The organism is Paenibacillus sp. FSL P2-0089, assembly GCF_038595095.1.
Classification (GTDB): domain Bacteria; phylum Bacillota; class Bacilli; order Paenibacillales; family Paenibacillaceae; genus Paenibacillus_AQ; species Paenibacillus_AQ silagei.
Genome location: NZ_CP152006.1, coordinates 5,243,400 through 5,268,779, shown reverse-complemented (window position 1 = coordinate 5,268,779; position 25,380 = coordinate 5,243,400). Strand labels below are relative to the sequence as shown.

At 53.5% G+C, this 25,380-nt stretch carries 19 protein-coding genes; 18 read left to right on the top strand and 1 reads right to left on the bottom strand.

What is annotated here, in order from left to right:
* The first annotated feature begins 192 nt into the window (after positions 1-192).
* From NST69_RS21990 to NST69_RS21970, 5 genes are all read left to right on the top strand, one after another.
* Positions 193-2,004: an ABC transporter ATP-binding protein gene (locus NST69_RS21990; protein ID WP_342547119.1), complete on the top strand. Its 1,812-nt coding sequence runs from the start codon at positions 193-195 to the stop codon at positions 2,002-2,004.
* A complete protein-coding gene (locus tag NST69_RS21985; protein WP_342547118.1) occupies positions 1,997-3,766 on the top strand; it encodes an ABC transporter ATP-binding protein in 1,770 nt (589 codons plus the stop codon). Before NST69_RS21990 ends, NST69_RS21985 begins: the two co-directional genes overlap by 8 nt.
* Before the next feature lie 48 nt (positions 3,767-3,814).
* The gene (locus NST69_RS21980) at positions 3,815-4,462 is read left to right on the top strand and encodes a hypothetical protein (RefSeq protein WP_342547117.1); all 648 of its coding nucleotides are present in this window, start codon (positions 3,815-3,817) and stop codon (positions 4,460-4,462) included.
* Positions 4,463-4,504: 42 nt separating this feature from the next.
* Positions 4,505-4,954: a macro domain-containing protein gene (locus NST69_RS21975; protein WP_036724139.1), complete on the top strand. Its 450-nt coding sequence runs from the start codon at positions 4,505-4,507 to the stop codon at positions 4,952-4,954.
* Between the two features lie 163 nt (positions 4,955-5,117).
* Positions 5,118-5,492 (top strand): VOC family protein, encoded by a 375-nt coding sequence (locus tag NST69_RS21970; RefSeq protein WP_339250072.1) that lies wholly within the window; start codon positions 5,118-5,120, stop codon positions 5,490-5,492.
* A 20-nt stretch (positions 5,493-5,512) separates the two neighbouring features.
* Here the strand turns inward: NST69_RS21970 and NST69_RS21965 are convergent, their stop codons facing one another.
* Positions 5,513-6,307 (bottom strand): helix-turn-helix transcriptional regulator, encoded by a 795-nt coding sequence (locus NST69_RS21965; protein WP_340979847.1) that lies wholly within the window; start codon positions 6,305-6,307, stop codon positions 5,513-5,515.
* A gap of 187 nt (positions 6,308-6,494) precedes the next feature.
* Between NST69_RS21965 and NST69_RS21960 the strand changes: the two genes are divergently transcribed.
* The 13 genes from NST69_RS21960 to NST69_RS21900 all read left to right on the top strand — a co-directional run bounded on the left by NST69_RS21960 (position 6,495) and on the right by NST69_RS21900 (position 25,160).
* Complete coding sequence (locus NST69_RS21960) at positions 6,495-7,508, top strand: cellulase family glycosylhydrolase (RefSeq protein WP_340979846.1); 1,014 nt, start codon at positions 6,495-6,497, stop codon at positions 7,506-7,508.
* 59 nt (positions 7,509-7,567) lie between these two features.
* A complete protein-coding gene (locus NST69_RS21955) occupies positions 7,568-9,514 on the top strand; it encodes an alpha-L-arabinofuranosidase C-terminal domain-containing protein (protein WP_342547116.1) in 1,947 nt (648 codons plus the stop codon).
* A gap of 414 nt (positions 9,515-9,928) precedes the next feature.
* Positions 9,929-10,504 carry a TetR/AcrR family transcriptional regulator gene (locus tag NST69_RS21950; protein ID WP_339250064.1) on the top strand — a complete coding sequence of 192 codons (576 nt, stop codon included), beginning with the start codon at positions 9,929-9,931 and terminating at the stop codon, positions 10,502-10,504.
* Between the two features lie 65 nt (positions 10,505-10,569).
* Positions 10,570-11,181, top strand: a complete 612-nt coding sequence (locus NST69_RS21945) for a GNAT family N-acetyltransferase (protein WP_339250062.1) — start codon at positions 10,570-10,572, stop codon at positions 11,179-11,181.
* A gap of 164 nt (positions 11,182-11,345) precedes the next feature.
* Positions 11,346-12,524, top strand: a complete 1,179-nt coding sequence (locus NST69_RS21940; RefSeq protein ID WP_342547115.1) for an ROK family transcriptional regulator — start codon at positions 11,346-11,348, stop codon at positions 12,522-12,524.
* A gap of 43 nt (positions 12,525-12,567) precedes the next feature.
* Complete coding sequence (locus tag NST69_RS21935; RefSeq protein ID WP_342547114.1) at positions 12,568-13,551, top strand: ROK family protein; 984 nt, start codon at positions 12,568-12,570, stop codon at positions 13,549-13,551.
* 31 nt (positions 13,552-13,582) lie between these two features.
* Positions 13,583-14,761, top strand: coding sequence for an MFS transporter (locus NST69_RS21930; protein ID WP_340950981.1), 1,179 nt, complete (start codon positions 13,583-13,585; stop codon positions 14,759-14,761).
* A gap of 18 nt (positions 14,762-14,779) precedes the next feature.
* Positions 14,780-17,032 (top strand): AraC family transcriptional regulator, encoded by a 2,253-nt coding sequence (locus tag NST69_RS21925; protein WP_342547113.1) that lies wholly within the window; start codon positions 14,780-14,782, stop codon positions 17,030-17,032.
* A gap of 348 nt (positions 17,033-17,380) precedes the next feature.
* The gene (locus tag NST69_RS21920; RefSeq protein WP_342547112.1) at positions 17,381-18,973 is read left to right on the top strand and encodes an extracellular solute-binding protein; all 1,593 of its coding nucleotides are present in this window, start codon (positions 17,381-17,383) and stop codon (positions 18,971-18,973) included.
* Between the two features lie 132 nt (positions 18,974-19,105).
* Positions 19,106-19,972 (top strand): ABC transporter permease subunit, encoded by an 867-nt coding sequence (locus tag NST69_RS21915; protein ID WP_051477937.1) that lies wholly within the window; start codon positions 19,106-19,108, stop codon positions 19,970-19,972.
* A 26-nt stretch (positions 19,973-19,998) separates the two neighbouring features.
* A complete protein-coding gene (locus NST69_RS21910; protein WP_209877530.1) occupies positions 19,999-20,871 on the top strand; it encodes a carbohydrate ABC transporter permease in 873 nt (290 codons plus the stop codon).
* Between the two features lie 91 nt (positions 20,872-20,962).
* Complete coding sequence (locus NST69_RS21905; protein ID WP_342547111.1) at positions 20,963-22,696, top strand: hypothetical protein; 1,734 nt, start codon at positions 20,963-20,965, stop codon at positions 22,694-22,696.
* 94 nt (positions 22,697-22,790) lie between these two features.
* Positions 22,791-25,160: a glycoside hydrolase family 95 protein gene (locus NST69_RS21900; RefSeq protein ID WP_342547110.1), complete on the top strand. Its 2,370-nt coding sequence runs from the start codon at positions 22,791-22,793 to the stop codon at positions 25,158-25,160.
* Positions 25,161-25,380 lie beyond the last annotated feature (220 nt).

Sequence of the window (25,380 nt, the reverse complement as noted above, 5' to 3'; positions counted from 1 at the left end):
TGGAGGAGGGAGTGAGTACTTAGGCTGTCGGGAGATTCCCGGCAGCTCTTTGCATTAGTTTGAAAGACTAACCCCTATAATCTGACAGGTTATTCCTCCCGTATGGAAATGATACTATGAATTAGGGCACGCTTTGCGAGTTTTCCTATTGTGATTCGTCCCTAATATCATTCATTCCAACAAGGAGATCACATGCTTACTTCAAGAAAATATACAGTATTCGATCTGATCGGGATTCCGCTTCGGGTGATTCCGGTGCAGACGGTGGCGGCGGTGGGGTATATGCTGGTGGATGCTCTGATGCCTGCTTATCAGACGCTGGTGATGGCTTATTTCATTAATACGGCGACCGATATTGTGAATGGCCGGGCGGAGTATTCGTTCATCTATAGGCCGCTTGCGCTGATTATGGGTTATGTGATCGTCACTCATCTGCTTCCCAGCCTGATGCAGCTGGTTGAGCTGACGGGGCGCAATCGGCTGAATGTGCGGCTAAAGCGGGAGATGGTGCTGAAGCAGGCGCGGCTTGCGTACCAGCATATTGAGAATAAGGAGACCTCGGAGTTAATCCATAGGGTGTGCGGAGATCCGGTGGGTCATTTCATGGGCGGGTTCAACAATATGATGAGTGGACTGAATCTGCTGATCGGAACCGCTTCGCTGCTTGTGATTGTTATGTCGTCCACGTTCATTACGGGGATTGTGATTGTGCTGGTTGCGGTGCCTTTGTTCTATATCGCCATGAAGACGGGCAAGGCGAATTATGTGCTGGGGATGGATGCGCAGCGGATACGGAGGAGGAGTGCGGATATAGCCAATATTTTGACCAGCCGGGAGGATGCGGAGGAGCGCAGTTTATTCGGGTATAGTCCGGCGCTCAGGGACCGGTACGACAAGCTGTATGATCAGACGTACGCGGTGGAGAAGAAGATACAGATCCGAAGCTTCATTCATCTGAAAAGCGGCTCGATCATCGCCCTGCTGATCGGCATCATTATAGTGGCCTTGCTGTTACCTGCACTGCACTTGGGTGAGCTAACGATTGGCCTGTACATCTCGCTGGTGACCGCGATCTTCAGTCTCGTGCAGAGGATGTCCTGGCAGTTAGCCGAGACGATGCAGGAGCATGCGCGGATGAAGGAGTATCTGCAGGACTTCTCTGTTTTTGCCGGACTCAGTGAGAAGAAGGATGCTGCTGCTCTACCTGTGGAGTTGGGCGGCTTCGTCTTTCAATCGCTGGAATTCAGGCAGGTGAGCTTCCGCTACCCGGATACGGAGAGATACATATTGAATCAATGCTCGTTCACCATGTTTAGCGGGAAGAGCTATGCCATTGTCGGGGAGAACGGGGCCGGTAAGTCCACCCTGATCAAACTGCTCACGGGGATGTACGATAACTACGAGGGCGAAATATTCATTAATCATAAGAATCTGCGGGAGTACAGCTATCCGGAGCTGAAAAGCATCATCGTAGTGGTCTTCCAGAATTACGCCAGGTACGCGCTGACGATCCAGGATAATGTCCGGTTGGGGAATATCTTGAAGAAGGATGAAGAGCGAATCAGTCACAGTATAAGCAAGATGAATCTGGGTGAGATGGTCCAGGGGCTGGAATCCGGTCTCAATACTTATGTTGGCAAAATCCAAAAGAACAGCCTGGACCTCTCCGGCGGACAGTGGCAACGGTTGGCGATAGCCAGACTGTTGTATTCTAATTCTGCCATCCATATCATGGACGAGCCTACGGCTGCCCTGGACCCGATAGAAGAGAGCAGACTATATGAAATGTTCAGCAGCATCCGCGCAGCCCGGTTCACCATATACATCACCCACAGGCTGGGCGCTGCGAGAATCTCGGATGAGATCCTGGTGGTGCGTAGCGGGCGGATTGCGGAGCAGGGCTCCCATGAGCAATTGCTGGAACAGCCGGACGGGATATACCGGAAGATGTTCGCCAGCCAGAAGTCGTGGTATGAGGCAGAGAGTAAGGTGCAGCATGGATAGAATACAGGGGCAGTGGTTCCTGAGGAACGGGGTCAGATGCCTGCGGCTTTTATTCCAGGTGAATCCCGGGATGTCTTATACGTATATCGGCATTGCCTTGCTCCAGGCGGTCTCCTGGGTGCTTCAGGTGTTATTTATGCAGAGGTTTCTGGATGCGGCTGCTGCTTATGCTACAGATCGAATAGACTTCAAAATGATTCTCTTTTCCTTGGGCATTCTGGCGCTTGTGTATCTGTTCTATCATGTCATGGATGGACTAGGGAACTGTTATGAGGAGATTTACGGGCTAAGCGTGGGCAAGCACCTGAATCTGATGATTTTTAAGAGAGTAGATTCGTTACAGGTCTCTGAATTCGAGGACACGAAGCGGCTGGATTATATCCACAAGGCTGTGAACGGGAGCGGCAAGCTGATCTGGATCGGGACGACCTTACTGGACATTCTGTTCTACTATACGACTTATTTCGTGTTCATCGGGTGGTATCTGTTCACGCTCAAGCCAGTGCTTGCGCTAAGTATTGTCGTCGTATTCGTTCCGGTGATGCTCTCTCAATGGGTGCTGATGTCAGCATTCAAGAATCTGGAGGCGGCATCTGCCCCGATCCGGCGGGAAAGTGACTACTATGAACGGTGCTTGACGGACAAAGCGTATCTCTCAGAGACCCGGTTGCTGGGGGCTACTGCATTTTTCGAGAATCTGTATACCTCTGCCCTGCAACGGTTGAACGCTATTGTACTTCGGACGCAGGTACGCAAGCATCTCGTGCAGCTCATTCTGAATATAGTGACGGTTATGGGCTACGGCCTGATTGTGTATATGCTGTTTGTGTCTGTGATGAAGCAGGAGATTTCGATTGGAGCTTTTGCGGCGGTGCTGGCTTCGATTGGCAGTCTGTACCGGTTCATGAACAAGCTGATCACCGAGAGAATCGCCTGGGCTACGGAGAATATCGGGTCTGTTGAGAATTTTCTGGATTTCATCGACGAACCTGTTCATGCGACTAATAACCTGCCAAGGACCGCAGATAGTGATATTGAGCTAAAAGCTGTCCGGTTCCGCTATCCGCTGGCGACCCGAAATGCGGTGGAGGAGATTGACCTGATCATTCCGAACAAGCAGACGCTGGCGATTGTAGGCGAGAATGGAAGCGGGAAGACCACGCTGTGCCGCATCATTATGGGATTATACCCGCCTACGGAAGGGGAAGTATGGTACGGGAACGTGGAGGCTTCGCGGACTAGCTATGAGCGAACGTCGGCTGTTTTTCAACATTATCGCAAGTATAATGGGACTTTACGGGAGAATGTGCGGATCAGCCAATATTACAAACCAGCAGATGATGCCGCAGTAGTATCCGTGTGCGAGGAGGCCGGGGTGCTTTTATCCGGTGAAGGGGTTAAGAGAGGGCTAGATACGATGCTGGGACGCGAGTTCGGGGGCACGGATCTATCCGGCGGCCAGTGGCAGCGTGTAGCGATTGCGCGCGGATTGTTCCGGGACAGCGATTATATGATCTTGGATGAACCTACAGCGGCCATAGATCCCCTGGAGGAGACCCGTCTGTATAACGACTTCGCCGCCCTGTGCCGGGATAAAACCGCAATCCTCGTCTCCCACCGGTTAGGCTCTGTGAAGCTCGCGGACCGAATCCTCGTGATGAAGGACGGAAGGATCGTGCAGGACGGCACGCATGAGCAGCTAATGAGCATAGAGGGTGAGTACCGGACGATGTATGAGGCGCAGAGGAAGTGGTATGTGTAGGTAAAGTGTGTACTACAGGAGTATAGTTAGTCTCAGGAGGAATGTTACATGGCTACGTGGGTTACTCATTTTAGAATAGCTGAAGCCTTAATGAAGGCGGGGGTTCCGGTATCCAAGGTTGATTTTCTGGTAGGAAATATTGGCCCGGATTGTGGGATCGTTGATGAGGAGGGGAATCTTTCTCCCTTTCAGCGTATACCTAAGAGTGTTACCCACTTTAAGGGCGGACAGGGGATTCAGCCTGAGCTGTTCCGGGAGCAGTATGCATTAAAGGATGTTGATCTTACTTCTAGTGTAGGCTCCTACTATTGGGGGTATTACTGTCATCTTATAACGGATGTCGAATGGATCAAGTTGACCAGGGTTAAGCAGGAGGAGCCGGAACATCAAGCCGTAAAAGGTACTCCCGAATACAATCAGCTGGTGAAGCGGGACTGGTACTGGCTGGACTTCAAATATTTGAAGCTGCATGGCGATCATGTGTTTTGGACCGACGTGCAACATATTCAGCAATATCCTGAATACTTACCGTTCTTTCCTGAAGGCCAGACCTTTAAACAAATACAGAATATCATTCACTTTTATTGCAACACTGAAGTGCCGATAGATTACGAACCAGTTTATATGAAGGAAGCGGAACTAGATGAGTTTGTACTGGAGACAGCGGACAAGCTCCAGGACATGATGGGATTATAAAAGGTAACCAAACACCAAAGTCACAACAAAAAGGAGAGAACCATGACCATCCAAATCGTAAACGGCGATCTATTAGAGGCCAGTGAAGATATTCTAGGGCACCAGGTGAATTGTCAGGGGGTGATGGGGTCGGGGATTGCGAAGATTCTGCGGGACCGCTATCCGAGCTTATATCCTGAGTATAAAAAATACTGTGACCAGTACACGCCTGACGGGTTGCTTGGACACTGCCAGCTGGTGCAGACGGGCGCGAAGTACACGGCGAATCTGTTCGGCCAGCTTAACTATGGAAGAAGCAAAATCCGGTATACCGATTATGCTGCGCTGGAGCAAGCGCTAACCACACTGAAGACCGAAGCGCAGGCCAAGGGGCTGTCTGTCGCTCTCCCTTACAACATTGGCTGCGGGCTGGCGAACGGGGAGTGGAGTGTGGTGGAGGAGATGATCGGGAAGGTTTTTGCAGACTATGAAGTTACTTTGTATAAGATTTAAATTATCTGTGCGCTATACTTCTGCTATCTATAAGCTTTAAGTTATGAAGCAGTCCGCCTTAGAGGGGGCTGTTTTTTATAGATTTATATTGCGAATTACTATAATATAGAATTATATTATGAAATTAAGTTTCATTAGATGAAACTTTTGAGGAGGAAGAGGTATGGCTTACAATTTTTATGGTCTAGACCATGTACAACTGGCAGCCCCGGAAGGCTGTGAAGCGGAGGCCCGGAGATTCTTCAATGGGTTGTTAGGCTGGACGGAGATTCCCAAACCGGAATTGCTGCAAAAGCGTGGCGGGGTTTGGTTCCAATGTGGGACGCATCAAGTACATATCGGGGTGCAACGGGATTTTGTTCCCGCAACCAAAGCGCATCCGGCATTTCATGTACAGCACTTGAATGAGTTGTGTGAGTACCTGCTGCAGAATAACATTCAAGTCACGAATGATGAAGCGAGGGCGGATGAAGGCGTTAAGCGCTTCTATGTAAACGACCCTTTTGGGAATCGTCTTGAGTTCTTGGAATATCACTAAAAATAAAGCCAGACTGTTTATCAGCGGTCTGGCTTTATTTTGTGCTCCCTGTACTGGGTGGGCGTCTGGCCCAACTGCTGCTTGAACTGGCGCATGAAGTGGATCTCGCTGGCGTAGCCGCTCATTTCGGCGATTTTTTTGATGGAGATGTCTGTGGTGGTGAGCAGGTATTTGGCATGTTCGATCCGGCTGGCAATAACGTCGGCCATCGGGCTTACGCCGAAGTAATCTTTATACAGGTGCTGGAAGCAGGAGCGGCTCATGGTCAACTCGTGGGACAGCCCATCGATGGTCCAGTTCAGGAAGGGCTGGTTGAAAATTTTGGTGCGGATGACGGACATCTTGTTGAAGTGCGTGTTGCCGACTTCCTTCTGGGTAGAATGAATCCGGTTGCTCAGCTTAATGAAGAATAAGCGCAGATATAATTCGATGGTCTCGTTCTTATGCGGGTTCTCGGAATACACCTCATAGCACAAATGGTTAATGATGATCGACAGCTCGTTCAGGTCGCCAATCGGGATGACTTCATCCCTGGGGATCGCCAGCCGCTCCAGCAGCGCTTCATCGTCCAGGTTATCCAGCCGGAAATGGAACCAGTCATTGGTAAACTGTGAACCGTAAGCCCGGTAGAGCTGAGGGGTGTGCTCGCTGTATAGAATGAAGGAGTCCGGCCCTGTAACCCGGCTCTCTCCCTCCAAAGTGAAGATGGCCGGGGTCTTCAGCAGCAATAGCATATGGTCGCCCGAGCCCTGGGGCCGGTTAATGATGAAGTCCGCGTCATGGCTGTGGTTGTAGCCGATATTGTGTATGTTCATAGGAGCCTCCCGCATAGCAGATAGATCTATTGTAAAAGCAAACAGGCTGCCTTGCAAAGGGAGATTGCACAATATGTTAGTACTTACGCACGATGTGTAATTGTTCTGCGGCCAGGGTTTATCTATGCTTAAGACAGGTAGAAGTAAGAGCTTACAATGAAGGCTGAGGCCGGAGAGGATGATCGTGATGAAAGAGTGGACGGGTTATTCAAGAGGGGTGAATCTCGGAGGCTGGCTGTCCCAGTGTCCGTATCAGCATGCCCATTATGAGAGCTTCATTACGGAGAAGGATATCGAGACCATTGCTTCCTGGGGCCTGGACCATGTCCGGCTGCCGGTGGATTATGAAGTGATAGAGGATACAGGGAATGCAGAGGCTTACGCCGGGTTCAAGCATATCGACAACTGTATCCGCTGGTGTGCTGCTAATGGGCTGAATCTCATTATTGATCTGCATAAGACGCCGGGCTTCTCCTTCAATAGCGTGGCCGAGAATTCCCTGTTCGATGACCCGGCGCTCCAGGAACGGTTCCTGAATCTGTGGAAGGCGATTGCCAGCCGGTATGCCGGCTATAAAGATACTGTGGCTTTTGAATTGTTGAATGAGATTGTGGAGAAGGACAGCAGCCGCTGGAATGCGCTGGCCCACCGGACGATTGCGGAGATCCGCAAGCATGCGCCGGAGACCAAAATCGTTGTCGGAGGTATCCAGTGGAACAGCGTCCATACGCTGGCGCTGCTGGATCAGCCTTTTGATGAGAATATCGTGTACACCTTCCACTTCTATGAGCCGTTCCTGTTCACACACCAGCGTGCGGCTTGGGTGGAGCAGATGCCAAAGAGCAGCATGGACTATCCGGGTGACCTGGAGAACTACCGTAGCACTTCGGCGGCCATTGGCGCTTTTGGCTCGGGGCTTCATGTAGAAGGTATCCACGAGATGGGTCCGGCATACATGACCAGTCTGATCCAGAACGCCATCGATGTTGCAGCAGAGCGGAACGTGTATCTGTACTGCGGAGAATATGGTGTCATTGAGCAAGCGCCATCGCAGAGCGTGGTGAACTGGTATAAGGATGTACATGGAGTGTTCGAGCAATACAAGATCGGCCGGGCCGCATGGACCTATAAAAAGATGGACTTCGGCATCTCCGACCGTTACGACAGCAGCATTACGTCTGAGATTATTTCTTATTTGTAGGCGTGGATAGAGAGAACTGGAAGAAATACAGACAAGGGAAAGTGGCGGAGGGGAAATAAATGAAACTACAAATTACAGATAAGCCCGCTGTATCGATATACAAGGGGATGATTGGGCTGTTCTTCGAGGATATCAACTATGGTCTGGACGGCGGGCTGCATGCCGAGATGATTGAGAACCGTTCCTTTGAGTTCATGAAGGCGCAGGGCGACAGGGGGAGCTACAGCGAGAGCTATAACGGCCTCTACGGCTGGACGGCATATCCTGCAGAGGCCAGCGGGGCCACGCTGAAGATTGAGATGGAGCATCCGCAGAATGAGGTGAATCCTCATTACCTGGCGTTTACCGCCGGGAAGATGCAGAACGCTTTTACCAATAAGGCCTATGATGGAGTCTCTCTGAAGCAGGGACTATCGTATGAGGTATCCTTCTATGCCAGAGCGGAGGGTTATGCAGGCGGCATTGAAGTTTCGGTTGAGCAAAATAGTACGGTTATGGCGCAGGCTGTCATCGCGACAGCGGTAGGGGAAGAGTGGACACGCTATACAGCGCAGCTTAGCTGCAATGAGCCTGTGTCGTATGGGGATTTCGTCATCCGGCTGGATGCTCCGGGTACGGTCTGCTTCGACTTCGTCTCCATGATTCCCTCCGACGCGGTGCTGGGTCTGTTCCGCCGGGATCTGGTCGGGCTGCTGGAGGAGATGAAGCCAGGCTTCCTGCGGTTCCCCGGAGGGTGTATTGTTGAGGGCTATAACCTGGAGAACCGCTACCAATGGAAGCGGAGTGTGGGCGCCGCCGAGCAGCGCAAGAATAACAGCAGCCGCTGGGCGCTGCACGGCAATCATGAAGAGAATCAGTACACGAGCGAGTACAGCCACTATAATCAGAGCCTGGGGATTGGTTTCTATGAGTATTTTCTGCTGTGTGAATACCTGGGGGCGCGGCCGATTCCGGTGCTGAATGTCGGGCTGGCCTGTCAGTTCCAGTCTACTGAGCATGTGGGCGTACATGATGAAGATTTCCAGGAGTATATCCAGGATGCGCTGGACTTGCTGGAATTCGCCAACGGACCGGTGGATTCACCGTGGGGCCACTTGCGGAGTGAGATGGGTCACCCAGAGCCATTCGGTCTGGAGATGATTGGAATCGGCAATGAGCAGTGGGAGACGGAGCATGCGGACTTTTTCACCCGGTACGATCTGTTCGAGCAGGCGATTCATGCATCGTACCCGTCTGTGCAGCTAATCGGGTCTGCGGGGCCGGATGTCAGCTCGGACAACTATACCCGGGCGTGGGAGTATTACCGTAAGCGGGCCGAGGGTAATCCGAACTTCGTCTACGCTATCGATGAGCATTATTATGTGAAGCCGGAATGGCTGTGCGAGAATGTGCATTTCTATGATGAGTATCCGAGGGAGATCAAGGTGTTCGCTGGAGAATATGCGGGTCACTATGGCAACGGGATGAATGCGCCGCACTTCAACAGCTGGGGCGCTGCGCTGGCAGAAGCTGCATTCCTGACAGGCCTGGAGCGCAATGCCGACATCGTCGTGCTGGCCTCCTATGCTCCGCTGTTCGCCAGACTCGGATACGCCCAGTGGTCGCCGGACATGATCTGGTTCGACGGAGAGAGCAGCTACGGTACGCCAAGCTATTATGTGCAGCAACTGTACAGTACGCTGATGGGAACGAAGGTGCTGCAGACGGTGCATAATCAGGAGGAGATTCCTTACACGGTCTCTTATGATGAGAGGCAGCAAGTCCTGTACGTGAAGCTGGTGAACACGCAGGACCGTACCGTTCAGGTGGAGCTGGAGACAGCACTGTCCTTGACCGGAATCGGCGAGGCGTATGTCATGCAGGGACAGGAAGCGGAAGTGAACTCTATTGAGGCTCCGCGCAACATCGCGCCTAAGCGTGTGCCGCTTGAGACCGCGAACTCCATGGTCTATACGCTTGAGCCCAAGTCGTTCCATGTGCTGCGGATGGAGTGTGGGGTGGAATAGGTTAGGTGAGCTGAGGATCGCAAGATTAAATATAAGGAATATGGGGGAGACGGTAGGTTGCCGTCTTCCCTTCTTTTTGTAGGAGTGAGTTTAATTGTATTCCGTACATCTAAAAGTAAGCTGAGTTAACTGCATTCTGTACAATTAAAATGAGGCGAAAGCAGACTTTTAGATCATTTACTTATAAATAGATGTACCAAATGCAATTAAACCGCAACATAGAGCCTGCATTGTTCAGTTTAGTTGCATGAAATACAGTTAACCCTTCGCCAACGTGCATTGGAGGTTTGACACCACCCACCTCCCGGTATAAAATAAACTTAAATGATAGATAAACATCTCATTATAATAATTAAAGTATCATTATGTTAACTGAAATATCACTCATCCTACAGCAGAGGCAGGCCTATATTCATGAAAACCAGTGTTAAAGATACCAAACGGAAGGCCATTCTGGATGCATCGACGGAGCTGCTGGCGATGAAGCCGACGGCTACGCTGCAGGAGATCGCGGATCACGCAGGGATCGGTATTGCGACGCTGCACCGGTATTTCTCTACCAGGGAGCTGCTGCTGGATGCGCTGGCGCTGAATGCGATCGGGCTGGTGGAAGAAGCGCTCGGGGGAGTTACCGCAGAGGAGCATGATATGCTCCCGTTCCTGACGGAAGTGTTCGAGGTGCTGATTCCTTTGGGCGGCAAGGTGTCTTTTCTCAGCTCTGCAGCCTCAGTGGACGAGAATCCGCATATTGTAGCCGAGGAAGCACGGATCAAGCAGCCGCTGCGTGAAGCGGTGGAGGGCTGGCAGGCACGCGGTCTGCTGAATACCGGAATGCCCGCCCACTGGATCATCACGGTCATGTATAATCTGTTGTTCGTTGCCTGGCAGGAGATCCAGAAGGGGAATCTGGCGAAGAATGACGCTCCGAAGCTTCTGGTAAATACAGTCCTCCAAGGCTTTGGCAGAACAGGGCAAGGGGACAGCAGGTAACCGTGAAGCGGGCTGGTTCCCTAAGGTGGATAGAATCTGGAGTGGAACAATAAGGAGGAACCTGTATGTCAACACTGCAAGTAGAGATCGTAGACCGCTTGGATGAAGAACAGAAACGTGAGGTCGCCAGGCTATACTATCAGGCTTTCACCTTGAAATTCAGTGGAATATGGATCTTCTCCCGTGAAGAGCAGGATATTGTGGAGGTGCTGAGCCGCTGCCTGCGTTATGACAACGCCCTGTACGCGGTGTATGAGGGAAGGGTCGTAGGCTTTGCCGGTCTGGAGACAGGCGATGGCTTCTTCATGATGCTGAGCTACCGTTCGCTCAGACAGACCTTCGGTGTGCTCGGCGGCGCTTGGCGTTACGCAGCTTATGGCTTCTACCGCCTGCTCAATGGCAATACCCCCTCTAATGCAGTGCATATCGATCCGCTTGTAGTGTCCGAGCAGGCCAGAGGGCTGGGCGTCGGAACCCGGCTGCTGGAGGCCGTCTTCGCGTGGTCCCGGGAGGCGGACCGCAGTAAGGTGATGCTGGAGGTTGTCGATACGAATCCGCTGGCGAAGAAGCTGTATGAGCGGGTGGGCTTCCGGACCTTCAAGGTACAGAATACCCGCTTGTTCTCCGCTCAGGCCGGCTTCCACAAAGTGCTGCATATGGAGAAAATGCTGAATTAGCCCGGCACTCATTCCCGATCCGCAGGAGGATCGGGAATTTTCGTGTTTTGGGAGAGGGGGAGATGAGGAAAGAGGGGCTGGATAAATCGCCCGAAAGACTGTATATTAGACTATACATTAAGTTAGTAAACTTAATTAACTATATATAGAACGGAGTATGAATCGTGAGAATTCAAACGGCCGGGACCCCCAAGGTCATGCGCAATCTGAATGAATTTCTGATTCTGGACCGGATCATCGGCGGCGGACCGCAATCCAGAGCGGATCTTAGCCGGTATACCGGCTTAAGCAAGCCTACGGTATCCTCGGCCATTGCTCATCTTATAGAACGCGGACTGGTCAGAGAGACCGGCAGAGCGGAGAACACCCAGGGCCGCAAGGCAACACTAGTGGAATTCAACCCGAAATGCTTCTATACCCTAGGGGCCGAGGTCGGGGGAAGCAGTCTGCGGATAGCACTTGCGGATATGGGCGGAGAGATCTGCTATTACAAGCAGCTGGCTATGCCGGAGGGCGGGCTGACAGAGACGGTGTGTCAAGACTTCCTGGTTCAGAGCATAGAGGGACTGCTTGCGGATTCCGGGATCTCCCGGGAGAAGCTGCGGGCGGCGGCCTTCGGCATTCCAGGCGTGGTGGACCCGGCAGATGGAAGCGTGTCTGACCTTGTTGCCCCGCTGCGCGGGTGTGAAGCGGTGCTCGCGAGGGCTAATCTGGCCCGGCTGATCCCCGTGCCTGTCGTGACGGAGAACGATGTCAACCTCGCCGCTCTGGCAGAGTATACCTCTTCGGGGATGGCGGCAAGCGGCTCTCTGCTGTACTTCTCCATCGGCGCAGGAACCGGGGGCGGTCTCATTATTCATGGGGAGATCTACCGGGGGCTTGGCGGCGGTGCAGGCGAACTAGCCAATCTGATGCTGAGCTCAGGCAGGCTGGAGGATGTGTTGTCTACAGACGGATTAAGGCAACTAGCCAACCGGATGGCAAAAGAATATACCGGCGCAGGTGATACAGCGCATCTGCTGTCTACACCTGGAGGAACGGCAGCACAGATATGGGATGCAGTGCGCAGAGGCGAGCCTCTTGCACTGGCTATTATCGAAGCCTATTGCAATCTGCTCGCAGAGGCGGTGAGCAGCATTTGTACAGTGATGGCTCCAGCGACTGTGGTCCTTGGAGGCGAACTGGGCAGCCATGGAGAGATCCTGCTTGATAGGCTGGAAGCCAGGCTGGGCGGGCTTCAACGGAAGCCCCGGCTGGCTGCTTCCAGCCACGGGGACAAGGATGTGGTTCTTGGAGCGGTGCAGACCGCGGTCCAGTTGGCTTTTCGTGAGATGCGGGCATAAGGAGCATAAGCTTATATTTTATAGAATGACGGGGGAATCCTAGATGAATATGTTAACTGCCGGAATTGATGTGGGCGGTACCAAGACACTGCTATGCCTCACAGATAAAGAAGGAACGGTGCTTGAACAGTACAAGGTGGAGACGCAGCTGAGCCGGGAGCCGGAGGTGTTCTTCCGCTGGTTATTCGCCGAACTGGAGCAATTCTGCAAGCGTAACGGCACTACGCTCGCTTCTCTGAAGGGAGTGGGCATCGGGTTCCCTGGAGTCATGAATGAACGTACCGGCACACTGACCAGCGCACCGGCGCTCAATTGGCCCGCAACCATGGATATCCGTCCGGTAATTGCCGCTCATTATCCCGGACTGGTGGTGCTGGATAATGATGTGAATATGGCAGCTATGGGCGAGTATGCAGCAGGATCGGCTGCCGGATCTGAGCATTTCATTATGATCACGGTCGGTACTGGTGTGGGCAGCGCCTTGTTCCTGAACGGCCAGCTCTACCGGGGAGCCAGCTTCGCTGCGGGTGAGATTGGCTATCTCATCGTTGAGCCGGGAGCGGTTCATGCTGCTGCCGATCCGGAGTACAGTGAGTTCGGCCCGTTTGAGATGGAGGTATCCGGCACGGGAATCGGGGCGAAGGCGGCCGCCAGGCTGCACGGGAATAACAGCAGTTCATTGATCCGGGAGCTGGCGCAGGGCGATGCGGTCCGGGCGGAGCATGTATTTGCAGCCGCGCAGCAGCAGGATGAGACGGCACTGGCGCTGCTGGATCATGCGTATGAACAGATGGCGGCGGCGGTCAAGAATATAGCGATTACGCTGGATCTGGAGCTGGTCATTCTCGGCGGTGGTGTTGTGGAGAAGAACCCGGGCTATGTGCAGGAGGTTGCAGCGCGGATCAGCCGTTATACTCCTGAGCAATCCTTAACTGTCCGGCAGGCGGTGCTCGGCAATCAGGCGGGAGCGATAGGTGCTGCGGCGGCGGCCCGAAGCAGGCTGAGCGCAGGAACCGGGCAGAATTGAGGCTATGAATATGAGACGCGGAACAAGTATAATGAGATTCTCTGTAGGCAGCAAGGAGAGCGAGGTCCTGCTGAAGATGCGCGGTCTGTATCTGTTCACAGGTCTGGCCGGGGGCAGCTTCAACCCGTATGTCACCTCTCTTCTGGTTCATCAGGGCATGACGAGCCAGCGGATTGGAATTATGATGGCATTCGGCACCTTGCTGGCGATTCTGTTTCAGCCGTTATGGGGAATTCTGGTGGACCGCTATCAACGAACAAGACTGGTACTGATGCTTACCCTGATTGTTCCCGGCACCATAGTCTATCTCTACAATGTAAAATGGCTTGTCGTCATTGTGCTGGTATACAGCTTGTATACGATTTTTCAGAGCACCCAGACGCCGATTGCCGACGCTTATGCAGTGAATGCAGCTTCAGCCGCAGGCACCTCGTTCGGGACCATCCGGCTGTTCGGGAGTATCGGCACGGCGCTGGGAGGGTACTTCGGCGGACTGTATCTGAACTGGATGGGGGTCACCGAGCTGTGGATTCCCTTCCTGCTCTTCAACCTGCTTGCTCTTATCCTCGTGATGACCATTCCCGTGAATGTGGAGCGGCGGGCGCAGCATGTAACGTTCACCAGCGGAATCAGGCAGTTGCTGGGTAACCGGGTCTTTCTGCTATTTCTCGCCGGTTGTTTTCTGGTGAACCAGACGCTTACGGCCTTCAACTCCTTCTTTGTGCTGACCTTCCAGATGGCGGGCGGGAGCTTCGCGTGGTCAGGCATCGCCCTGATGATTGCTTCCATTACCAGTGTTCCGGCAATGCTCGTGGCCGCAAGAGTCCTGAAGAAGTACGGCTATGAGAAAACATTGATGCTGGCCTCCGTTGTCTACATGCTCCGCTGGGCGATCCAATGGCTCATTCCTGTTCCCGGTGTTATGATAGGTGTCCAGACGCTGCACGGCATGTCTTTTGGTTTCTTCTACATTGCAGCCGTAGAATATGTGGCCTCCATTACGGGTAAAGAGCTGCAAGCCACAGGACAAAGTCTGTTCAATATGGTGTTTGTCGGTCTTGGTGGCATTGCCGGGAATCTGCTGAACGGGTATCTGCTGGAGACCGGCGGACCGGGACTGATGTATTTCTCCTGTACGGTCAGCGCCGCGCTCGGCGCATTGCTGCTGTACAAGGTAAGCTCAATTTCAAGTAAGCAGCAGTCTGAATAAGAAGAAGGGGGAAGCTCTATGAAGCGCAGTTGGTATAGTCGGATGCTATTCTCATACTTCCCTGTCTTCCTGCTTGTAGTCACTGTTCTAATCTTCCTGGCCTTCATGGTCATTACGGAGCTGTCCCGCAGCGAGACGGAGAAGGCTAACTACGTATCCACCAGCTATGTGGCGGATACGGTGGAGCGGACCTTGAATGAGATAGAGCTGGGGGTGCTGCAGGAGATCGGAAATAACTATTCCTATAATGACTTCCTGGATGCGCCCGGCACGGACTCACCGGCAGGCAGCTCGTATGAAATTGTGCAAAGTATGAACCGTCTATCCGAACGCTTCAGCCTGATTGATTCAATCTATGTCTACCGTAACAAGGACAAGCTGATGCTGGGCCAGAGCGGATACGTGAATCCGGGGCAGGGCCAGGGGCTGGAGGCGGAATATTTGCAGCAGCTCTCTGCGAATAAGAATAAGCAGCAACAGGGGTGGAGCGCTGTACGGATGGTTCAGCCCAGGAACTCTAAGGACTTGCGGCCGGTGATCAGCCTGGCCAGCAGGCTGCCGATTCCTTGGGGCTCCGACGGTTATATTGTTATTAATGTCAGTGTGTACCGCGTAGAGCGTCTAGTGGACAGCTTGACGAGTGGAGAACTGTCCTTCCTGCGGATCAAGGATGTCTTGGGGACACCGATCTATGATTCTGCTCCGGCCGCAGACGGCGAGAATAACAGAACGCTCTCGAAGGTCGAGGCGAAGAATCTGGGCTGGACCTTCGAGAGCGGACTCCGGGCCGGGCGCTTATTCGATTGGATCTCGGTGATCTCCTACGTCTGGTTCATTCTCGGGCTGCTGACGATTGCGCTGGGCGTAGTGTATATCATCTACATCACCCGGCGGAATTACCGGCCCATCCATCAACTGATGGTGCGGATTCAAGGACTTCAGCCTGCGGCCCAGGACGCCGCTCCTGGCGTAGCTTCCGATGAGCTGGCCCTGATGCATAACGCGCTGGACCGGCTGGTGCAGATCACTACCGACTATGAGCGGGAACGTTATGAGAATCTGGTTATTCAGCGCCGGGAGCTATTCCTGGATTTCCTCAGCGGGCAGAGGCTGGAGGATGCGGCAGAGCGGCTGGAGACGCTGGACCCTTTCGAGGGCACCAGGGAGTTCGAAGCGTTCGTTGTATTCACAGCCGAGCTGAACCGGGAGAAGGACTGGCATGCGCTGCCTGCTCAGGATCAGAACCTGCTGAAATTCGCCTTAACCAATGTGCTGGGGGATCTGATGGCAGATAAGCAGCTTCAGGCCTGGGCCGAATGGATCAGCGGGGAGCGGCTGGGGATTATTATTGGCCTCCGGTTCCAGCCGGTGAAGGATGACAGTGATAGTATGCTGGAGCTGGCAAGAGACTGCCACCGCTGGATTATGGATAATCTGCGGGTATCTCTGACCTTCGGAGTGGGTACGGTCGTCCGGGACTGGCGGGAGATCCGGAATTCTTACGCGGCTGCGGCTGAGGTGCTGAGTCACAGGCTGGCTCTGGGAACAGATATTGCTGCAGTCCAAATGGATCAGCAGGACGATTCCGGATTGCAGAGCTATAAATACTTCGGAAGCTTCACCCAGCTTGTCCGTGAATTCCGCCTGTCTGGCGAGAACTGGCGAATCCGGCTGGACGAAATCTTCGATTCCTTCCGCAAGGACCGCCTGAAGGACGAAGAGATCTATATGCTTCTGGAAGTGCTGCTCCAGGCGCTGGAGCAGGAGCTTAAGGGGATAGCGGAGACGCTGGACCGTCAGCTCGCGGCAGCATGGAGCGGCGGTCTGCGGGAACGCATCCGGGGCAGCACCAATCTTGAAGAGATCCGGGAGCTGCTGACCGGCTGGCTGAATGAAACCTACCATGTCTATGTGTCGGTCAATGAGTTGAAGAGCCACCGGGTGATGATTACCGAGGTTAAGCATTATATCGAAGAGCATTATGCGAATCCTGATCTGTCCTTGAATCATCTGAGCGAACGGTTCCAGATCTCTGCGAAATACGCCAGCTACCTGTTCAAGGAAGAATTCAATATGAAGTTCGTGGACTTTCTCGCAGAGCTGCGGCTGATGAAGGCCAAGGAACTGCTGGATACGACTTCTGAGAGCATACAGGATATTGCCCTGCAGATTGGATATGCTAATTCCATTACCTTCGGACGGGTCTTCAAGCGAATTACGGGTATGACCCCGGGAGATTACCGCAAATTGAAGCTCCATAAAGATGAATAAGCATTGCGTAAATCCGGCTTCAGCAGATTCCGGGTTTGCGCTTTTTTTGATTATTGTGGGAGGTTTGGTGTAATGGGTAGTAAATACATAACATAATTAGTTATATATGAGTTAGGTATTTAGGTTTATGGATACAATTTTCGTGAAGCATTCCTGCGATTATTGTATATTCAGAATGAAAAAAGCTGCAATTTTATTGGTTTTTTCATGAAAATTCAATAGGAAACATGTATATTGTCGAATTCCGCAAACGATGTAATAATTCATCACATGGTCAGGCCGTAAGCATTATACAGAGACAATAGGCTGATTGAAATTAGAAATCGAAAGGGATAGGTGACAGGAAATATGACAAATGATAACGGTAAAAGAAAGTTGGCTCTCGGTCTCTCAGCGGTTCTTATGTCATCCATGGTATTGTCTGCATGCTCGTCTAAAGATTCCAGTGAAGCAAGCGGCAACGGTGCAGCACCAGCCGGCAGCTTGAAGATCGAAATTTTTGACCGTGGCAATGCGCCGGCCGGTGTTACGGCATCCGATAATTTCCTCACCAATTATGTTAAAGAGAACTTCGGCAAGGCTAACAATATTAATGTGGAATTCGTCCCTATCCCCCGCTCGGAAGAAGTGACTAAGCTTAATGTCCTGATGGCCAGCGGAACCGATGTTCCTGATATCGTCTTCACCTATGATTCCGGGACCTTCAACAAATATGCCGAGCAAGGCGGGCTGACGGATCTGACTCCGCTGCTGCAAGAACACGGACAGAACCTGACCAAGTTCCTTGGCGAGGATACTTTGCGCTACGGTCAATACGATGGCGTCCAGTATAGCATTCCCGCCAAACGCTCTACGATAGGTAAATATGCTTCCTTCATCCGTCAGGATTGGCTAGATAAGCTGGGGCTTCCCGTTCCGGCTACCTCTGAGGAGCTATATAATACACTGACCGCCTTCAAGACCAAAGATCCGGGTGAAACCGGCGGCAAGGTGATTCCTCTGGGCATGACGATTGCAGCGGCGCAGTATGATTCGCTGGTCTGGTCCTTCATCAAGCCGGTTACTGAGCAGGAGCGCTTCGAGCTTACGCAGAATCTCAGCTCCCGGGACTACCCGATTCTGCTGCCCGGATTCAAGGATGCCATTCAATATATGAACAAGCTGTATAACGAAGGGCTGATCAGCAAGGACTTTGCCCTGGATGAGAATAAAGAGACCCTTACACAGAATATCGGGAACGGGCTTGTGGGCGCATTCAGCGATGATAACGATGCGATCTTCTACCCTGACGGTACTTATGATGTTCTGACGAAGAATAACCCGAAGGCTGTGCTGAGCGCCATTGATCCGTTCACGAACAGCGAGGGGAAGACGGCCAAGCCGGTATCTGCTCCGAACGGGATGTATATCATGATTCCGAAGTCCAGTAAGCATGCGGTGGAAGCTATGAAGTATCTGGACTGGATGTCTGCAGATGGTCATCTGCAATATATCCAGAACGGGATTGAAGGCGAGCATTATACGCTGGAAGACGGCGTGCCGGTCTCCATTCCGGATCTGTCTGTCGAATCCTCGAACAAGCTGTCTGGCGGCGGGGATATCGGGATTATTGCGAACGGACGGATTTTTGAGAGCCAGGAGAAGAATAATGAGGCCTTCGTGAAGAGCTTCCGCACCCAGTATCAGGATATCATCGCGAAATCACTGAATATTTCCACCACTAACCCGATTGAGCCGGTGTTCACCAGCCGTCCGATTGAGGCCGAGAGCAAATACGGCACGACACTTAGCGATAAAATCAAGCAGCTAATGGTGAAAGCTACAATGGTCTCCCCTGGTGAATTCGAAGTCACCTATGAGAGTATGCTGAAGGACTACATGTCGAGCGGCGGACAGGCCATTCTGGATGAACGCAAGGCAGCCTACAGCGAGCAGAAATAATTGAATTCGAGGTCCGTGAGGGAGGGGAGCGGCAGGGCTGCCGGTCTTGACTGCTTCCCCTTACAGCCTCAGGGGCACAGTGGAGGAGGAATCGTTGTGGGATACACCCGTTATTTCCGCAGAAATTGGCAGATGTACGCATTGCTGGTCTTACCCATGCTGTTCTTTATTATTTTCAAATACGGTCCAATGTATGGTGTACAGATTGCGTTCAAGGACTTCAACTTCTTCAAAGGCATTGGTGGCAGTGAATGGATTGGTCTTGACGGATTCCGCGAGGTATTTGCGAATCAGGACTTTTATATAACCTTACGCAACACGTTGATGCTGAACTTTCTGGATTTGATCGTTTCTTTTCCCGCCCCCTTGATTATTGCCATTATGCTATTTGAGCTGAAGGTGGTCTGGTTCAAGAAGCTGTCTCAGACGATTCTGTATATTCCGCATTTTATTTCCTGGGTAATCATCGGCGGGATTGTGTACCAGCTCTTTGGCCAGCAGTCCGGGATGATTAACAACCTGTTAACGAGCCTGGGGCTGGATGCCATTCCTTTTCTCTCTGACAAAAATTATTGGCTGATCACGTACCTGCTGACCGGTGTCTGGCAGAGTGCTGGCTGGGGGACGATCCTCTATCTGGCGGCACTCGCGGGCATCAATAAAGAGCTGTTCGAAGCGGCGGAGGTCGATGGGGCCGGAAGAATCAAGCGCATTCTGCATATTACGATTCCGGGGATCAAGCCGACGATTGTTACGCTGCTGATCATTAATCTGGGCAACATGATCTCGATTGGCTTCGAGCGGCCGTTCGTGATCGGTAACCTTGCGGTTATGGAATACTCGGATGTGCTGAGTACCTTTGTCTACCGGATCGGTCTGGAATCGGGGCAGTATACGCTGGCTACGGTGGTTGGATTGTTCCAGGCGGTGGTCGGACTTCTGTTCCTGCTGGTGGCGAACTATATTTCCAAGAAGCTTACAGACGAGAGCATCCTCTAATCAACCTTTGATCGGGAGTGTACATTATGAATGAAAGAGCAGCTAACAAGGCGTTTGATACATGGATTGTGATCTGCTTAACCTTATCGGTGCTGGCATGTCTGATTCCGTTCGTGCATATTCTCGCGGTCTCCTTCAGCGGAACGGTCCCGATTGCTTCGGGCAGAGTCACTCTGTTCCCTATGGACTTCAATATTGAGGCGTATAAAAAAGTGTTCAGTGATGCCGCGATGATCCGCTCGCTGGGCTTCACGATATTCCTGACGGTGCTGTTCACAGCGCTGTGCATGATGATGACGGTTGCGGCGGGCTATGCCCTGTCGAAGAAGGATCTGAAGGGCCGTAAAATCTTCATGTTCCTCATTGTCGTCACCATGTTCTTCAGCGGCGGTATTATTCCAGAGTATATTCTGACACGGGAGCTGCATTTGCTCAATACGATCTGGGCGCTGGTTCTCCCTGGACTTATTAGCCCCTTCTATATGATTATCCTGATTTCTTTTCTGGCCGGTATTCCTGACGCGCTCAAGGAATCTGCTGAGATTGACGGCAGCAGCCAGTTCGGGACGCTGATCCGTATCATTCTGCCGTTATCCATGCCGGTGCTTGCTACCCTAAGCCTGTTCTATGCCGTCGGCAGATGGAACGGATTTCAGGATACGCTGATGTATATCACGAAGCCGGAGCTGTATCCGCTCCAGCTTAAGCTCTATCATATGATCCAGAACAGCCAGGTATCCGATCTGATGAGAATGGAGGGGAACGCGGTCAGCACGGTTGTGCCGGAGAGTCTGAAGGCGGCTACTGTAATGTTCGCCACAGTGCCTATTCTGCTCGTCTATCCATGGCTGCAAAGATACTTCGTCTCGGGGGTAATGACCGGGGCGGTGAAGGGCTGAGGCTATTGACTGGTACTGTATTGGCTGGTGCGGGTGCAGGTTCAGTATAAATCACGCCCTAACAGGGCTGGCAGATAGGGGAGTCGAGCAGATGTTCAAGAAGATAACGGACATTAATGACAAATGGACAGAGGAATCCATGGAGCTGCAGATCAGTGAGCGGGAGAGCCGGTACTTCGGGGGCGTGCGTGATCCGCTGAGCGGTGTAGCCTGGCCGAATCATACCGGCACGGCCCAGTATCTGGCGGCATGGGCGGCAGCCCTGGTGAATCCGCAGTCCCGGTACTACCGGGATCTGGTCCTCCTGGAGCAGCTGCATGAGGGGATGGCATTCATGCTGCGCTTCCAGCATGAGGACGGCACGATCTCGCCGGGCTGGACGAATTATCATTCCCCGCCGGATACGGCGTTCGTCGTGGTCGGATTAGCCAATATCCTCACGCTGCTGGAGCGGCAGAGCTGGCCGCCGCTGCAGCCGGTGACGGATCAGATTCGAGCCTTCCTTGTGCGGACGATTCCGGCGATGCTGACCGGGGGTGTACATACCCCCAATCACCGCTGGGTGCTGACTGCCGCGCTGGGGTCTTTGTACCGGATATTTGCCCTGGAGGAGTTACAGGCAAGAGCCGGGGAATGGCTTCAGGAGGGGATGGACATTACGCCGGACGGCGAATGGACGGAGCGGAGTAACGGAATTTACAATACGGTCAGTGACATTATGCTCTATTACGCCGCGCAGGATCTGAAACGTCCTGAGCTGCTGGAGCCGGTCCGCCAAAATCTGCGGATGATGAAATACCTGGTTCACCCGGATGGTGAGGTGGTCACCGATTACTCGGGGCGGCAGGATTTCGGCAGCGTCTACTCGCTGGCTGACTATTATCTGTGCTACCAGCTGATGGCTGAGCATGACCGCGACCCGGAATTCGCTGCTCTCGCGGAGCTGGCAGGCCGCTCGGTTATCCATCCGGGTTCGCTGCCCAATCAGATTATGCTGGGGTTCCTGCTCTATCCGCAGATGCAGGCGGCTTCAGTCTCGCCGGGAGAATTGCCGGACAGCTACCGCAAGGTGATCAATGGCACGTTTAATCGTCAGGAGCTGATGGGCAGAATCGGTCAGGACGGCTACGGCGGGCCTGTCCGCCACAGCAAGCAGCATACGGAATTCGGCGCTCCGGTTGCCCGTGTGCGCAGCGGAGAGACCAGTGTAAGCGTGATGACCGAGGCTTCCTCGCTGTTCTCGCTGCGGCATGGCCGGGCAATGCTGCTTGGGGTTCAACTGGCTTCAAGCTTCGAGCCTGGACTGATTACGATGGATACGCTGACGGAGATTTCGGGCGGCTATCGTCTGGAGTCTGTAGCCGGAAAGGGCTATTACGGCACCATTCCGGCGGACAAGCTGCCATCCCGGACCGGCTTGCCTTGCAGCCCGTGGTATCTGCTGCCTCATGGAGAGCGCCAGCTTACCCATGACCAGACGAGCAGTGTCTGCGTGAAGGTAAGCGAGTGGGAAGCTGGCTGGGATCTGCATTTCTCAGCGCCGTCTCCGGCAGATGTGCTGACCCAGATCGTCCTGCTCTTCGGCAGCGAGGGCAGACTTGAGGGCTCCGCGCTGACGCCGGTGCCGGGGATGAGCGAGGCTTCCTTCTGGACCGCCGGAACACTCCGCTATAGCGCAGGGGAGGACTGGATGGAGCTTGAGCAGGGCTGTCATGAGCATCACCTGGCCGATATCCGCGGGATGAGCTATCCCGAAGGCTGCCAGAAAGTCATCGTAACACTCATCACTCCTCTGGAATATAGCCTGCGGATTCGTCTTTCCTGACAGATGCCTATATAATGAAAGGGTTATCAGGATTTATCAGGACTTAAGGGTTCAGCCAGATTAGAAATTACGGTGTATGGAGGTAAGCTGCGCAATGGATATTTCATTTAATACCCCCGCCACTTATTGGGTGGAGGCGCTTCCAGTCGGGAACGGACGGCTGGGGGCTATGATTTTTGGCGGCATCGAGAAGGAACGTCTGGCGCTGAATGAGGACACACTGTGGTCCGGGTACAAGACAGACTGGAATAATCCGGAGGCCCGCGAGGTTCTCCCTGAGGTCAGGGCGCTGATTGCAGAAGGCAGGAATGAAGAAGCGGATCAGCTATGCAAAAAAATGATGGGCCCCTACGCCCAGTCCTACCTGCCGTTCGGGGATCTGCTGCTTACGATGGAGCATGGGCAGACCATAGACGGGGAATATAGCCGGAAGCTGGACTTGTCCACGGGTGTTGGTACCGTCTCCTATGTAATCGGCGGTGTCCGCTATACCCGGGAGGTCTTCGCCTCTCACCCGGACCAGGCGATCATTGTCCGTTTAACGGCCAGTGAGGAGCACCGGCTCAGCTTCCGGGCGAAGCTGGACAGTCCGCTCCGCCACCGTTCGGAAGCAGACGGGGAGCACTACACGATTACCGGACATGCTCCTGAATATGTGGCACCGAATTATTACGAAGTCGATCAGCCGGTCCGTTACGGTGGAGAGTCCCCCCGGAGTCTGGAGTTCCACGGCCGTCTGGCTGCGGTCCAGACTGGAGGCCGCCTGGAAGCTACTGCTGACGGTATCCAAGTTACCGGCGCAACGGAAGCGGTTCTATACTTCAGTGCGGCGACCTCGTTCGATGCGGAATCGGGCACAGTGAAGGCGGATTACGATGTGCGGCAGCAGACTGCGCAAACGGTACAGCGTATCACTAATGAGCCTTATGCCGGGCTGCTGGGCCGTCATATTGACGACCACCGGGAGCTTTTTGACCGGGTAGAGCTGCATCTGGGAGAGAGCCTCGCCCCAGAGGGCATGTCGACGGATCAGAGAATTGCCGCCTACGGCAGCAATGATCCGGGGCTGGTAGAGCTTCTGTTCCATTATGGCCGTTATCTGCTGATTGCCAGCTCCCGCCCCGGCACACAGCCGGCGAACCTCCAGGGCATCTGGAATCAGGATACCCGGGCGCCGTGGAGCAGCAATTACACGCTGAATATCAATGCGGAGATGAATTATTGGCCGGCAGAGGTCTGCAATCTGTCCGAGCTGCACCAGCCGCTGATTGACTATACCCGGAGGCTGGCGGTCAACGGCAGCGAGACGGCCCGGATTAACTATGGCGCACGCGGCTGGGTAGCCCATCATAACGCCGATCTCTGGGCGCAGTCGGCTCCCGTTGGCGGCTACGGCGACGGAGATCCGGTCTGGGCATCCTGGGCGATGGGCGGGGTATGGCTTACCCAGCATCTGTGGGAGCACTATGCCTTCAGCGGCGATCTGTCCTATCTGCGGGAGACCGCCTATCCGGTAATGAAGGAAGCGGCCTTGTTCTGCCTGGATTGGCTGATCGAGAACCCGGACGGGTACCTGATTACCTCACCATCCACTTCTCCTGAGCACAAAATCGTAGACGGCGATAAGAAGTATGCCGTCAGCGAAGCAGCAACCATGGATCTGTCACTGATCGCGGAGCTGTTCACGAACTGCAGCCTTGCTGCCGGATTGCTTGGACTGGACGGCGAATTTGCAGCTGAGCTGGAGACTGCCCGCGCGCGGCTGCTGCCGTTGCAGGTAGGTGCAGGCGGCCGGCTTCAGGAATGGTCGGCAGATGTGGAGGATGAGGATGTGCATCACCGCCATGTCTCCCATCTGGTCGGGGTCTACCCGGGCAGATCGATCACGGAGAAGTTAGTTCCTGAGCTGTATGAAGCAGCCAGAACCTCGCTTGAGATTCGCGGAGACGGCGGAACTGGCTGGAGCCTGGGCTGGAAAATCGGACTATGGGCCAGATTCAGACAGGGTGACCGCGCCAAGCAGCTGATCACGAACCTGCTGACGCTGGTTCAGCCGGAGGCCGTTAACAATGAACGCGGCGGTGTCTATCCGAACCTGTTCGACGCGCATCCGCCGTTCCAGATTGACGGGAACTTCGCAGCTACAGCCGGAATTGCCGAGATGCTGCTGCAATCCCACCAGGGTTATCTGGAGCTTCTGCCCGCCCTGCCTTCAAGCTGGAGCGAAGGAAGAGTGAAGGGGCTGCGGGCACGCGGCGGCTATGAAGTGAACCTGACCTGGAGCGCTGGCGTTCTCGGACAAGCGGAGGTTACCGCTCATCTTGGTGGAGTCTGCCGGGTTCTGGCAGAAAGCCCTCTGGAGGTCACGCGCGGAGAAGACAGCCTATTGGTGGAGCCGGATTCGGACGGTCTGGTGAGTATTGAGCTGCAGGCGGGGGAACGTGTAAGTGTACGGTATGCTTAGCAGATAAGGCAGAGTGAATAATAGTTATGCAAATTACAGCACGCTTCAGATTGTGGAGTGTGCTGTTTTTGCGTTGTTTGAGTAGGCGCGCGGGCCGGATGTATGCGAAAAACCGAACACATTGGTTAGTGGGGAGGCGCGTGGACCAGATATAGGCGAAAAACCAAACACAATGGGTGCAGCGTGCTGGTGCATGCGAGGGGGAGCCGGGTGTATGCGG